The sequence below is a fragment of the Baekduia alba genome (genome assembly GCF_028416635.1).
GTDB classification, from domain to species: domain Bacteria; phylum Actinomycetota; class Thermoleophilia; order Solirubrobacterales; family Solirubrobacteraceae; genus Baekduia; species Baekduia alba.
Genome location: NZ_CP114013.1, coordinates 933626 through 946155, shown reverse-complemented (window position 1 = coordinate 946155; position 12530 = coordinate 933626). Strand labels below are relative to the sequence as shown.

Here is a 12530-nt window from a genome sequence, read left to right as displayed (position 1 = left end):
CGGGAACAACCCCTCCAACTGGGCCGTACCCAGGACGGCGGCGCTACCGCGTGTGCTCCAGCGCGAGGCTGAGCACGGGCGGTGGCGTGCCGCCCGGGATCTGCTCGGCGGTGCTCAGCAGCGAGACCGACATGGTGGCGTCCCGGTCGGGAGGCGCTTGCGGCCGGTGGCGCCGAGGCCGGGGACGGTGTCGACGGTCCAGCCGGCCGCACGCGCCGCGGCGACGGTCGCCGTCAGCGCCGGGGCGCCGTCGCCGGCCGCGGGCAGGCCGACCGCGTCGATCTGGGGCAACATGGAGCGCTTGCACGTGAAGTACACCGACGTGCCGCCGAGCTGCGGCACCGCCGCGTAGGGGCTGATGGTGTAGGCCTCGTCGTCGCGGTAGCGCGACGTGCAGTCGCCGCGGCTGACGAGCGCCGCGCGGGCGCCGGCGTCGTCCTCGTCCTCGTCCACGGTGCCGGGGACCCAGACCGGCACGTCCTTGTCGTCCATCGACCGCTTGTTGGTGAGGTCGTTGAGCACGCCGCCCGAGCAGGCCCGGTTGACGAACGTCACGTTGCGCGACGCGCGCACCGTGTCGAGGTAGCGCTCGACCCAGTTGCGGGAGCTGCGGTAGCAGTCCTTCGGGCCGTAGTAGCTCCCCCTGCGCCGTTGCCCGACCGGCGCGACCGTACGGGAAGCCGGAGCCGGCGTCACCCCGCCGTTGGTTCAGGAGATGCGCCGGATTGACCGCAATCAGACACGCGACCGCGCGGCGCCGTCGGCGCGGGGGTCGGAGCCGGCGCCGTCGAGCCAGATCGCCTGCGCGTGCCCGAGGTCGTCGCTGTGGCGCTCGACGACGCGGGCCGCGAAGCCGGCGGCGGCCAGGGACGCGATCGCGGCGGTGTCGCAGTCCTGCTCGACCCGCACGGTCGCGGCGGTATCGCCCATCTCGATCGCCCCGACGGCGAAGCGCGGGGCCGCGACGGCCTCGGCGGCCGTCGCGCCGGCGAGCAGGCGCAGGAGCACCTGGACGTGGATCTGGGCCTGGGCGCGGCCGCCCATCGTGCCGAGGACGCCGGCCAGCCGGCCGTCCCGCCGGACCATCACCGGCATCAGCGTGTGCGCCGGGCGCTTGCCGGGGGCGAGCACGTTGGGGTGGTCGGGCGCGAGCGAGAAGCTGGCGCCGCGGTTCTGGAGGATGACGCCGGTGCCCGGCTCGAGGATCCCGGCGCCGAAGGCGTGGAACAGGCTCTGGATGAGCGAGACCGCCCAGCCGTCGGCGTCGGCGGCGACGACCGCGACCGTGTCGCCGGTGGGCCGCGGGCCGCCGACGACGCCCGGCTCGCCCGCGAGCGCGGCGATCCGGTCGGCGCCCAGCCAGCCCTCGCGGTCGAAGGCGTGGGCCTTGGGATCGGCGAGCTCGCGGTCGCGCTGCGCGGCGCCGGCGGCGAACACGCGCGCGAGCACGCCGGCGTCGGCCCCGAGCGGATCGCGGAGGTCGGCGGCGTCCAGCGCGAGCAGCGCCTGCGCCAGCAGGACGCCGGCCGAGTTCGGCGGGCTGGTCAGCACCTCCAGCTCCGCGCCGACCGCCACGGCCAGCGGGTCGGTGCGCTGCGCCGCGTAGGTCGCGAAGTCCTCCACCGCGAGCGCGCTGCCCAGCGCGCGCACGCCGTCCACGAGCACCTCGGCGACCGAGCCGTCGTAGAACGCCCGCGCGCCGCCGGCCATCAGCCGGGCGAGCGTGCCGGCCAGCGCGGGCTGACGCAGCGTCTCCCCCGCCCGCAGCCGCGCGCCGTCGGGCGCGAAGACCGCGCCCATCCCCGGATCGGTCGCGATGCTCGGCGCCTCGGCGATCGCCGCCGCCAGGCCCGGCACGACGACCGCGCCCTCCTCGGCGAACCGCGCTGCAGTGGCCAGCGCGTCGCGCCACGGCAGCCGCGCGCCGAGCGCGTGCAGCTCGCCCCAGCCTGCGACCAGGCCCGGCAGGGTGACCGTGTCGGGACCGTGGGTCGGCATCGCGCCGCCGGTCCGCGCGCGCAGCGCGTCGACGTCGGTCGCCCCCGCCGCCGGCCCGCTCGCGTTGACCGCCACGACGCGCCCGCCGGGCTCGTGCACGAGCGCGAACAGGTCCCCGCCCAGCGCGCAGTTGTGCGGGTAGACGACGGTCAGGACCGCGGCCGCGGCCAGCGCCGCGTCGAGCGCGTTGCCGCCGCGCTCCAGCGCGGCCGCGCCGGCGTCCGACGCCGCCCGGTGGGGCGTCGCGATGTGGCCCTGCGTCATGCCCGTCGCCCGTCGATAGGACCGCACCCTAGCTGCGCGCCTGGCATCCTGAAGGCAATGTTCGATCCGGAGCAATGGCCCGACCGGCTCAACCTCGGCTGCGGTTGGGATCACCGCGAGGGGTACTTGAACGTCGACCTCAACGACTTCCACAAGCCGGACCTCGTGGCCGACGTCACCGACCTGCCGATGCTGCCGTCCGGCCGCTACCGGGAGATCATCGCCCAGGACCTCCTGGAGCACCTCCCACGGACCAAGACGCCGGCGGTGCTCGCCGAGTGGAACCGGCTGCTGGCCGTCGGCGGCACGGTGAGCATCCGCGTCCCGAGCCTCGTCGACGTCGTCAAGCTGTTCAGCAAGCCCGAGAACCAGGGCTCGGCGCGGCAGGAGCTGTTGGTCCAGTGCGTCTTCGGCACCCAGGCCTACAACGGCGACTTCCACTACGCGTCGTTCACCGAGCCGCTGCTGACGCACTACCTCGAGCAGGAGGGCTTCGAGGTCGCCAGCCTCGCGATCAAGGACGAGTGGCTGTTCGACGTCGACGCGGTCAAGGTCCGCGACTCCGACTACGTCGAGCACTGGGCGCCCTACGAGGAGCTGCTCGCGAGCAAGGACACCCTCGACTTCCTCACCCGCGCCTACCACCAGCTGCTCGGGCGCGACCCCGACGCCGAGGGCATCACCCACTTCGCCGCCGAGCTCGAGTCCGGCCGGATGGGCTTCCGCGAGGTCATCGACGCGCTGCGCGGCTCGCCCGAGGCGACCGGCGCAGCGCCGTCGACGTCGTCCTAGCGGTTGGGGCACCGCCCGATCCGCACTTCCCCCCGCTGGTCGTCGCGTTGTGCTTGGCGCCGGCCACCTCGGAGAACGTGACGTCGATCGCACGCGTGCCCCGGCACCCGATCGAGGTGAACGGGCCCTTGTCGCCGCTGCCCTTGGCGGTCGTCGAGGAGACGCTTGTGATGCCCGCGTCGAGCCCGGCGACTGGGTGCAGCAGCTGCTGGGGCACGGTGTAGGACAACGAGCCGCCGGTCTGGTCGACCTCGAGCTTGCCGTCGATCGCCTGGCTGATCGGCGCGGTGCAGTCCGGCTGCTTGCCGTGCAGGAACAGCGCGAGGCTCGACGGGCCTCCAGAGTTACGGCGACGTAAGTTACGCAACCGTAACCGACCTCTGTGTACGCTCGCAACCGTGGCCCCCGCCAGCCGCTCCCCCACCCGCCTCAGCGCGCCGCAGCGGCGCGAGCAGCTGCTCGACGTGACGACCGCGATCGTCTCGGAGGACGGCTTCCACGCCGTGTCGATCGAGGCGATCGCCAAGCGCGCCGGGATCACGCGGCCGATCGTCTACGAGCACTTCGGCGACCTGCCCGGGGTGTTGAAGGCCGTCGTCGAGCGCGAGATGGGCCGCGCGTACGCGCAGGTGAGCGAGACCGCGCTGACCGACCTGACCGCCGGCTCGGCGCGCCAGCTGATGATCGAGAGCCTCAGGGCCTACCTCCAGGCTGTCCGCGACCACCCGACGACCTGGCGGCTCGTGCTGATGGCGCCCGAGGGCGCGCCCCCGCTGCTGCGCGCGAGCATCGAGCGCGGCCGCGCGCGCGTCCTGGCCACGCTGACGCGCGCGGTCCGCCCCGCGCTGGCGGCCTCCGGGGCGGCGGGCGCCGACTCCCCCGACGCCGAGCTGACCGCGCATCTGCTGTCGGCGGTCGCCGACGAGTACGCGCGGCTCGTCCTGACCGACCCCGAGCGCTTCACGCCCGAGCGGCTGCTGACCCACGCGGAGTGGGCCGTGGACCGGCTGGCGCCCTGAGTAGCCCGGACGGGTGAGCCCGACCGGGTGGCCTTGGGTGGCGCGCGCCTTGCAGGACGGGCGCTCGTCTCGCATCTTGCGGTCGTGTCGATCCATCCCGTCCTCGCCGACGTCACCGAGCGCATCGCAACTCGGAGTGCTGCGTCGCGCTCCGCGTATCTCGAGCGCGTCCTCATGGCGACGCTCGACGGGCCCGCCCGCGGCGAGCTCGGCTGTGCGAACTTCGCGCACGGCGCCGCCGCCTGCGACCCGGAGGAGAAGCTCCAGCTCCGCGGAGCGCAGCGGCCGAACATCGCGATCGTCAACGCCTACAACGACATGCTGTCGGCGCACCAGCCCTACGGGCGCTACCCGACGCAGCTCAAGCGCGCGGTGCGCGAGGCGGGCGGCGTCGCGCAGGTCGCCGGGGGCGTGCCCGCGATGTGCGACGGGATCACCCAGGGCCGCGCCGGCATGGAGCTTTCGCTGCTCAGCCGCGACGTCATCGCGATGTCCACGGCGATCGCGCTGTCGCACGACATGTTCGACGGCGCGCTCCTGCTCGGCATCTGCGACAAGATCGTCCCCGGCCTGCTGATCGGCGCGTTGAGCTTCGGCCAGCTCCCGGTCGCGCTCGTGCCCGCCGGCCCGATGGCGTCGGGGCTGCCCAACCGCGAGAAGAGCCTGGTCCGCCGCCGCCACGCCGCGGGCGAGGTCGGCATCGAGGAGCTGCGCGACGCCGAGGCCGCGTCCTACCACTCGGCCGGCACGTGCACGTTCTACGGGACGGCCAACAGCAACCAGCTGGTCGTCGAGGCCATGGGACTGCACGTCCCGGGGGCGGCGTTCGTCAACCCGGGCACGCCGGAGCGGGACGCGCTGACCGCCGCGGCGGCCCGCGCGGTCACCGAGCGCACCGCGCTCGGCGAGCACTTCACGCCGATCGCGGAGGTCGTCGACGAGAAGGCCATCGTCAACGGCGTCGTCGCGCTGCTGGCGACCGGCGGCTCGACCAACCACACCATGCACCTGCCCGCGATCGCCGCGGCGGCCGGGATCGCGCTGACGTGGGACGACTTCGACGAGCTGTCGGCGATCGTCCCGCTGCTCGCGCGGATCTACCCCAACGGCGCGGCGGACGTCAACCACTTCCACGCCGCCGGCGGCACGCGCTACCTGATCGGCGAGCTGCTCGACGCAGGGCTGCTGCACGAGGACGTCACGACGGTCGTCGGCGACGGGCTGGACGCCTACCGCGCCGGCGCGCCCGCGGTCACGGGCGACCCCGAGGTGCTGCGCCCCGCCGCCGACCCGTTCGCGCCCGACGGCGGCATCCGCGTCCTGGAGGGCCCGCTCGGCCGCGCGGTGACCAAGGTGTCCGCCTTGACCCCGGAGCGCCGCCGCGTGACCGCGCCCGCCCGCGTCTTCGACAGCCAGGCCGCGTTCCTGGCGGCCTTCGACCGCGACGAGCTGAACCGCGACCTCGTGGCGGTCGTGCGCTTCCAGGGCCCGCGCGCCAACGGCATGCCCGAGCTGCACAAGCTGACGCCGGCCCTCGGCGTGCTCCAGGACCGGGGCCATCACGTCGCCCTGGTCACCGACGGCCGGATGTCGGGCGCCTCGGGCACGATCCCCGCGGCGATCCACTGCACGCCGGAGGCCGCGGGCGGCGGCCCGCTGAGCCGGATCAAGGACGATGACATGATCGTCCTCGACACCGAGGCGGGCACGCTCGACGTGCTGGGCGTCGACCTCTCCACGCGCCCACCCGCGTTGCCGACCGTCGACCCCGACACCGTGACCGGCACGGGCCGCGAGCTGTTCGCCGGCCTGCGCAGCCTCATCGGCGCCGCCGACGCGGGCGCCTCGGTCTTCGCCGCCCCGCGCGCGGAGGAGCCGGCATGGGCCTGATCGAGGGCACGCAGCTGGACGCGGCCGCGATCGGCGATGCTCCGGCCGTGCCGCCGCTCGCCTCCGACGACCTCCTCGGCCTCGCGCCGGTCATCCCGGTGGTCGTGCTCGACGACGCCGCCGCGGCGGTCCCGCTGGCGCGGGCGCTCGTCGCCGGCGGCCTGCCGGCCATCGAGGTGACGCTGCGCACCGGCGCCGCGCTCGAGGCCATCGACCTGATCGCCGAGCACGTGCCCGCGGCCGTCGTCGGCGCCGGGACCGTCACGACCGCCGTGCAGGTCGACGCGGCGCGCGCCGCCGGCGCGCGCTTCCTCGTCGCGCCCGGGCAGACGCAGCGGCTGCTCGACGCGCTCGGAGGCAGCGAGCTGCCGTTCCTGGCCGGGACCGCGACGGCCTCCGACCTCGTCGCGCTCCGCGAGCGCGGCATCGCCACCGCGAAGTTCTTCCCGGCCGAGGCCAACGGCGGCACCGCCACGCTCAAGGCCCTCGCCGGACCCTTCCCGGAGATGCGCTTCTGCCCGACCGGCGGCATCGACGCCGCCAAGGCGCCGTCCTACCTCGCGCTGCCCAACGTCGCCTGCGTCGGCGGCTCCTGGATGGTGCCCGCGGCCGCGGTGGCGAGCCGGGACTGGGCGGCGATCGAGACCGCCGCCCGCGCGGCCGCGGCGCTTTAGTCCGCGGTCGCCGCCTGGCCGACCACCAGCTGGAACGCGGACAGCGGGTCCGCGCCGCCCCAGAGGTGCCGGACGATCACGGCGCCCATCGCCTCCACATAGCCGGCGTGCTCCAGCCCGCCGGCGTCCAGCGGCACGCCGCCCGCGGCCCGGACGAGCCCGTCGGCGACGCCGCGGGCGCGCGCCGAGTCCGTCGCCACCGGGACCACGAGCGGCGCGCCGGCGAACGTGACCCGTCGCCGCCAGACGTCGGCCTGGACCAGGTTCATCGCCTTGACCACCTCGGCGCCCGTCGCACGCGCCAGCCACGCCGCCAGCGACGGCGCGCCGTCGAAGTCCACCAACGTGAACCGCTCGACCTCGACCGGGTTGTTGACGTCGATCAGCACCTTGCCGTCCAACGGCCCCGCCGCCCGGACGGTCTCCTCGATCCCGGCGTAGAGCACGGCGAGCACGACCACGTCGGCCGCTGCGGCCGCCGCGGCCAGCGACCCCGCCGGCCGCGCCCCGACGCGCGCGGCCAAGTCCTCCGCCTTGCTCGGCGTCCGCCCGCCGATGGTGACCTCGTGGCCGGCCGCGAGCCAGGCCGGCGCCAGCGCCTCGGCCATGTGGCCGGCGCCCAGGAATGCGATGTTCATGACCCTCAGGCTGACGCGGCGTGGGGCACCTCGGGGTGCCCCAGCTCGTCGGCGTGCTCGACGGCCCAGGACGTCAGCGCCTGCACCGGCCCGAGCAGCGACTCGCCCAGCGCCGTCAGGCGGTACTCCACGCCGGCGGGCGCGCCCGGCAGCCGCCGCTGGGCGACGACGCCCCGCGCCTCCAGCCGCCGCAGCGTCTGGGTGAGCATCTTCTTGCTGATGCCGCCGATGCGCTCCAGGAGCTCGCCGTGGCGCCGCGGGCGCTCGCCGAGCGCGACCACGACGACGACCGCCCAGGTGTCGGCGATCACCTCCAGCGTCGTGCGCGCTGGGCAGTCGGCGAGGAAGACGTCGTGCTCGATGCCCTCGATGCTAGCCGTGGCCGCGGCGCGGCGGCGCGCGCGCCTCAGGCCGCCGCGGCGAACGAGGTCGCGTCGACGCGGTTGCGCCCGGCCTCCTTCGCGGCGTACAGGCGCCGGTCGGCGAGGCGGACGAGCTCGTCGGTGCGCGTCGCGTGCGCGGAGACGACGCCGATCGAGGCGGTGATCTCCAGGCCCGGCGCCACCGCGTGCCACGGCGCGTCGGCGATCGCCGCGCGCAGGCGCTCGGCGCAGGCGACGGCGTCGGCCGCGCTCGTGCCGAGCATGACCACCACGAACTCCTCACCGCCGGTGCGCGCGACGACGTCGGTCGCCCGGACCGTCGCCTCGAGCAGGCGCGCCGCGCGGGCCAGCACCTGGTCGCCGACCTCGTGGCCGAAGCGGTCGTTGATCGCCTTGAAGTGGTCGAGGTCCAGCGCGGCGACGCTGAGCGGCGCGTCGTCGTCGCCGTGCGCGTCGGCCCGTTCGAGCACGCCCGCCAGGTAGCGGCGGTTGAACAGGCCCGTGAGCCAGTCGCGCTCGGCCTGCTCGCGGAGCCGGCCCTGCAGCTCCTCGAGCTCGCGGTGGGCGTCAGCGAGCTGGGCGACGGTCCGCTCCAGCTCGAGGTTCTTGGCGGCCAGCGCGTCGGCCTCGGTGCGCGCGACGCCGTGCTCGGCGACCGCGCGCTCGAAGTCCCGGTGCAGCTCGGTCAGCTCGCGGAACGCGAGGCGCTCCAGCTCGGCGGCCTCGGCGAGCGCGTCGTAGGCCTCCTCGGCGCGCCCGCCCGCGCGCAGCGCCGCGGAGATGTCCTGGAGGATCATCGCCCGGATCTGCGGGACCGTGCGGTGCAGCCGCGCGACGCCGGCGCGGCCCGAGGCGCTGGCCTCGTCGACGCGCTCCAGCGCCAGCAGCGCGCGCACCTCGGCGCAGACGCTCATGCCGAAGATGTAGGGGTTGGGCTCGCCCTGGGCGCAGAGGTGGGCCATCGCGCCGCGCGCGTCGCCCAGGGCCTCCATCGGCCGGCCGCCGGCGAGGTGGATGTCGGCGCGCGTGCAGCTCAGGACGCCGAGCGCGAAGCGGTTGCGCGGCGCCAGCGCCTCGGCGACCGCCATCCCCCGCGCGACCTCGGCCAGCGCCCCCGCGTCGTCGCCGCGGACCATCGTCAGGTGCGCGAGGTCGTTGCGGGAGATCGCCTCCTCCCAGCGGTCGCCCGCGCCCATCGTCAGCGCGAGCAGCTCGTCCAGCCGCGCCGGCCACTCCGGGACGTCGAGGTTGCCGAAGACCATGCACGACTGACGGCGGGCGAAGATCCGCAGCACGTCGTCGTCGGTGGTGTCGGCGACGGCGACGCAGCGCTCCGCGTGCCGCAGCGCCTCGCGGAAGGAGCCGGAGAAGAACGCGAGGTGCGCGCCCATCGCGGCGACCTCGACGGTCGTGACAGGATGCTGGGCGGCCTCGGCGTCGACCTCGGCGCCGGCCGCGAGCGCGAAGCCCGCCCGCAGCCCGCCGCCGTGGATGGTGATCAGCGTCTGGAGCGCGAGCGCGCGCCCGCGCAGCGCGGGGTCGTCCGCCTCGTTGCCGACCCGCTCGGCCCGGAGCGCGACGGCCATCGCGCCGGTCGGGTCCTCGTGGTAGGCCGCGCGCGCCTGGTCCAGCTGGGCCCACGCCGCCACCGCATCGGTCTGTTCCTCGGGGTCCGCGCGCATGCCGCTTCCCCCGTTACCTCGGCCAGCGCGCCGACTTCTTGACCGGGATCAGTCGCCGGCGATCGTCGCCGCCGCGCGGCAGGTCGTGCCGCTCGGTCCGCGCGCGGTGACGCGGATGCGGTCGGCGCCCGCGAGGTCGCGCAGGCGGCGCTCCACCTCGAAGCGCCCACCGCGCGCCCGGACCGAGCCGCGCCACGCGATGCGGCCCTCCTGGACCAGCGCCAGCCGCCACGTGGCGCCGGAGCGGACGTGCTCGACCTCGACCTCGACCTCCAGCGCGCCGTCGTCGGCCTTGACCTTCAACTTGGCCTGCGCCCCGCCGCCGCAGGTGCCGGTGGCGCGCACCTCGTCGTCGTGGCCGTGGCGCGCCGAGGCCGCGGCCGGAACGGCGACGAGCAGGGCGATGGCCAGGAGGAGCGCGCGGACCCACACGCTCGTCAGCGTGTCGCGCCCGCGGCCCGCCCGCAATGGGACATGTGTCTTAAGCACCGCCGCCGCGCCGCGCGGTGAAGCCGTTGCGCTCGGCCCACAGCGCCGCCTGCGTCCGGTCGGTCACGCCCAGCGTCCGGAAGATCGCGGTCAGGTGCGTCTTGACGGTCTTCTCGCTGATCTCCAGCCGGCGCGCGATGAGCTTGTTCGGCAGCCCCTCGACCAGGAGCGCCAGCACCTCGCCCTCGCGCGCCGACAGCCCGTCCCCCGGGTCGGGCTGGGACTTCGCGGAGATGATCGCGCGCGCCGCCCGCGGGTCGATCGGCGACTCGCCGCGCGCGGCCGCGCGGATTCCGTCGGCGACCTCCTCGGCCTCGACGTCCTTGAGCAGGTAGCCGCACGCGCCGGCCTCGACGGCGCCGAGGATCCGGGCGCGGTCCGAGAACGACGTCAGGACGAGCACCGCGATGCGCGGATGGCCCTCCAGGACGCGCCGGGTCGCCTCGATCCCGTCCATCCCCGGCATGTCGAGGTCCATCAGCACGACGTCGGGCTCGAGCTCGGCGGCGCGCGCGACCGCCTCGTGGCCGTCGGCGGCGGTGCCGACGAGCTCGATGTCGTCGAGGCCGGCGATCAGGCGGCCGAGGCCGTCGCGGATGACGCCGTGGTCGTCGGCCAGCAGGACGCGGATCATCGCGACGGCACCTCCAGCTCGACGCGCGTCCCCTCGCCGACCGCTGCGCTGATCGTCAACGTGCCACCCTCCTGGTTGACCAAGTCCTCCAACAACGTCAGGCCGACGTGGCCGTGCTCGCCGCGCGCCGCGCGGGTGGCCGCGTCGAAGCCGCGGCCGTCGTCGGCGACGACCAACCGCACCGTCTCGCCTGCGCACGTCACTGCGACGCGCACCGAGCGCGCCTCGGCGTGGCGCTCGACGTTGCGCAGCGCCTCGCGGGCCACGCGGTAGACCAGCTCGTCGCGCGACGTGCCGGCGGCGGCGGCGTCGTCGATGCCGAGGTCGGTCGCGACGCCGTCGGCCGCCAGGCGGCTGAGCAGGTCGCTCAGCGCGGACGGCAGGCCGGCGGAGGCGAGCGTCGGAGGATGGATCTCGACGAGGAGCGTCCGCAGCGCGCGCACCCCGTGGCGCAGGCGCGCGGCGCTGTCGCGCAGCGCGCCGGCCTCGGCGGCGTCGCCGCGGCGGGCGGCGTCGTCGGCCAGCGGCGCGAGGCCGAACGCGACGCCGGCGACGTCCTGGACCACGCCGTCGTGCAGGTCGGACGCGATCCGGCGGCGCTCGGCGTCGGATGCTTCGATCGCGCGCTCGAGCAGGCGCTCGCGCTCGCGGTGCTCGCGCTGGAGGCGGCGCGCGAGCGACCAGGACAGCGGCACCTGGAAGAGCAGGAGCACCAACAACGCGGCGAGCAGCGTCGGGGCCAAGGCCTTCAACAACCGGTGCCCCGACGCCGACAGGGCGTCGAAGCGCTGGTAGGTCTCGAACAGCAGCGGCGTGCCGTCCGGCGTGCGGATCACGGTGTGCGCCTCGAGCAGCCGGCCCTCCTGCCGCTCGTAGCGGTTCTCGGGCTTGGCGAGGTCGCTGAGCTCCGCGTCGGAGCCGCCAGTCTCGAACAGCTCCCGCTCCTCCGCGCCGAGGCCGAAGCGCCGGCCGATGATCGCCGGCTCGTCGGAGTAGAGGATGCGCCCGTCGCGGGTCCAGAGCTTGACGCGCACGACCGAGGGGCTGAGCAGCCGGGCGGCGACGAGGTCGTCGAGCTTGGCCAGCGCCTTGGGATCCCGGCGCAGCACACCGTCGGTGAGCCCCGCGGACTCGACCAGCGCGCCCTGCAGCTCCACCCGCGACTTCGTGTCCCGCTCGGCCTGGTGGATCGTCACCGACCGCAGCGCGAAGAACCCGCCGACGACCACGACCGCGATCGCGACGAGCGAGCCGAGCATGAAGCGCAGGACGGCACTCGAGGTCCGGGGCGGCGACATCAGACCACATGGTGGCGTGCTGGCCCACGTCCGGGGGCGCGGTCCGACCTAAGTCCCATCGACCACGCGACCGGAGCCGCGACGCCGCTACGGCGCCGTCGTCCCGCCCGTGGTCGCGTCGCCCACCGGCGCGGGGACGTTGTCGCCGACGGTCGTCGTCAGGCCGCAGTGGGCCCGGACCGTGTTGGCGATCAGCTTCGCCCGGAACGCGAAGCCGGAGGCGTCGGGGTGCAGGCCGTCGGGCAGCGTCACCGCCTGGCGGGACACGGCGCCCAGCCAGTTGACGAGATGAAGGCGCTTCACGCGCGCGGCTTCCAGGCTCAGCGTCGTGTTGAGCGCGGCGTAGGGGCCCTTGCGCGCCGGGCGGTAGATGTCGGACCACACGACGCAGGCGTCCGGGCCGATCGCCGCCAGGGCGCGGTCGATGCGGTCGGCGAAGCGCGTCCCGTCCGGGCCGTCGTTGGTGCCCAGCGAGATGATCACGGTCTTCGGATGCACGACCTTCAGGGCCGAGCGCAGGGCGAGCAGGCCCTGCGGCGTCGTGCGGCCGCTCTTGGCGTCCCACGCGATGTCGGCCCCGTCGAGCAGGCCGCCCAGCGACGGGCGCAGCCCCACCGCCAGCGAGTCGCCGACCACCAGCACGTCGGCGGAGGCGTCGGCGGACGTGATCCGGGCGGACGCGACCGCGGGCAGCGCCACGCAGAAGAGCAGGGCGGCGAAGAACGCCGTCGACAGGCGAGGGAGGGCCATCGAGTTCCCCTATCGGCAG

Annotated in this window: 14 protein-coding genes; 4 read left to right on the top strand and 10 right to left on the bottom strand. The window is 75.3% G+C overall.

Annotated features, from left to right (window positions below):
* Nucleotides 1-114: 114 nt before the first annotated feature.
* Together DSM104299_RS04610 and DSM104299_RS04605 are read right to left on the bottom strand one after the other, a co-directional pair.
* Entirely contained in the window at nt 115-696 is a 582-nt protein-coding gene (locus tag DSM104299_RS04610; protein WP_272476116.1) for a hypothetical protein, read from the bottom strand.
* A 39-nt stretch (nt 697-735) separates the two neighbouring features.
* A complete protein-coding gene (locus DSM104299_RS04605) occupies nt 736-2262 on the bottom strand; it encodes a gamma-glutamyltransferase (protein WP_272476115.1) in 1527 nt (508 codons plus the stop codon).
* A gap of 57 nt (nt 2263-2319) precedes the next feature.
* Here DSM104299_RS04605 and DSM104299_RS04600 point away from each other — a divergent pair, with 57 nt between their 5' ends.
* Nucleotides 2320-3054 (top strand): DUF4214 domain-containing protein, encoded by a 735-nt coding sequence (locus DSM104299_RS04600; RefSeq protein ID WP_272476114.1) that lies wholly within the window; start codon nt 2320-2322, stop codon nt 3052-3054.
* Here DSM104299_RS04600 and DSM104299_RS04595 read toward each other — a convergent pair.
* Entirely contained in the window at nt 2993-3421 is a 429-nt protein-coding gene (locus DSM104299_RS04595) for a hypothetical protein (protein WP_272476113.1), read from the bottom strand. The genes DSM104299_RS04600 and DSM104299_RS04595 overlap by 62 nt on opposite strands.
* Before the next feature lie 31 nt (nt 3422-3452).
* On the opposite strand from DSM104299_RS04595, the gene DSM104299_RS04590 reads away from it, so the two are divergent.
* The 3 genes from DSM104299_RS04590 (at nt 3453) to eda (ending at nt 6637) form a co-directional block, all read left to right on the top strand.
* Nucleotides 3453-4073: a TetR/AcrR family transcriptional regulator gene (locus tag DSM104299_RS04590; protein WP_272476112.1), complete on the top strand. Its 621-nt coding sequence runs from the start codon at nt 3453-3455 to the stop codon at nt 4071-4073.
* Between the two features lie 84 nt (nt 4074-4157).
* Nucleotides 4158-5963 carry a phosphogluconate dehydratase gene (gene edd, locus DSM104299_RS04585; protein WP_272476111.1) on the top strand — a complete coding sequence of 602 codons (1806 nt, stop codon included), beginning with the start codon at nt 4158-4160 and terminating at the stop codon, nt 5961-5963.
* Complete coding sequence (gene eda, locus DSM104299_RS04580; RefSeq protein ID WP_272476110.1) at nt 5954-6637, top strand: bifunctional 4-hydroxy-2-oxoglutarate aldolase/2-dehydro-3-deoxy-phosphogluconate aldolase; 684 nt, start codon at nt 5954-5956, stop codon at nt 6635-6637. Before edd ends, eda begins: the two co-directional genes overlap by 10 nt.
* Here the strand turns inward: eda and DSM104299_RS04575 are convergent.
* The 7 genes from DSM104299_RS04575 to DSM104299_RS04545 form a co-directional block, all read right to left on the bottom strand.
* Nucleotides 6634-7275, bottom strand: a complete 642-nt coding sequence (locus DSM104299_RS04575) for an NADPH-dependent F420 reductase (RefSeq protein ID WP_272476109.1) — start codon at nt 7273-7275, stop codon at nt 6634-6636. The two genes, eda and DSM104299_RS04575, sit on opposite strands and share 4 nt — an antisense overlap.
* A gap of 5 nt (nt 7276-7280) precedes the next feature.
* Nucleotides 7281-7586, bottom strand: coding sequence for a winged helix-turn-helix transcriptional regulator (locus DSM104299_RS04570; RefSeq protein ID WP_272476108.1), 306 nt, complete (start codon nt 7584-7586; stop codon nt 7281-7283).
* Nucleotides 7587-7681: 95 nt separating this feature from the next.
* Nucleotides 7682-9340 (bottom strand): GGDEF domain-containing protein, encoded by a 1659-nt coding sequence (locus tag DSM104299_RS04565; RefSeq protein ID WP_272476107.1) that lies wholly within the window; start codon nt 9338-9340, stop codon nt 7682-7684.
* 48 nt (nt 9341-9388) lie between these two features.
* A complete protein-coding gene (locus tag DSM104299_RS04560; RefSeq protein ID WP_272476106.1) occupies nt 9389-9829 on the bottom strand; it encodes a hypothetical protein in 441 nt (146 codons plus the stop codon).
* On the bottom strand, nt 9822-10463 hold the full coding sequence (locus DSM104299_RS04555; RefSeq protein ID WP_272476105.1) for a response regulator: 642 nt from the start codon (nt 10461-10463) through the stop codon (nt 9822-9824). Before DSM104299_RS04555 ends, DSM104299_RS04560 begins: the two co-directional genes overlap by 8 nt.
* Entirely contained in the window at nt 10460-11761 is a 1302-nt protein-coding gene (locus tag DSM104299_RS04550) for a sensor histidine kinase (protein ID WP_272476104.1), read from the bottom strand. The genes DSM104299_RS04555 and DSM104299_RS04550 overlap by 4 nt, the downstream gene beginning before the upstream one ends.
* Before the next feature lie 87 nt (nt 11762-11848).
* Entirely contained in the window at nt 11849-12511 is a 663-nt protein-coding gene (locus tag DSM104299_RS04545) for a GDSL-type esterase/lipase family protein (protein WP_272476103.1), read from the bottom strand.
* Nucleotides 12512-12530 lie beyond the last annotated feature (19 nt).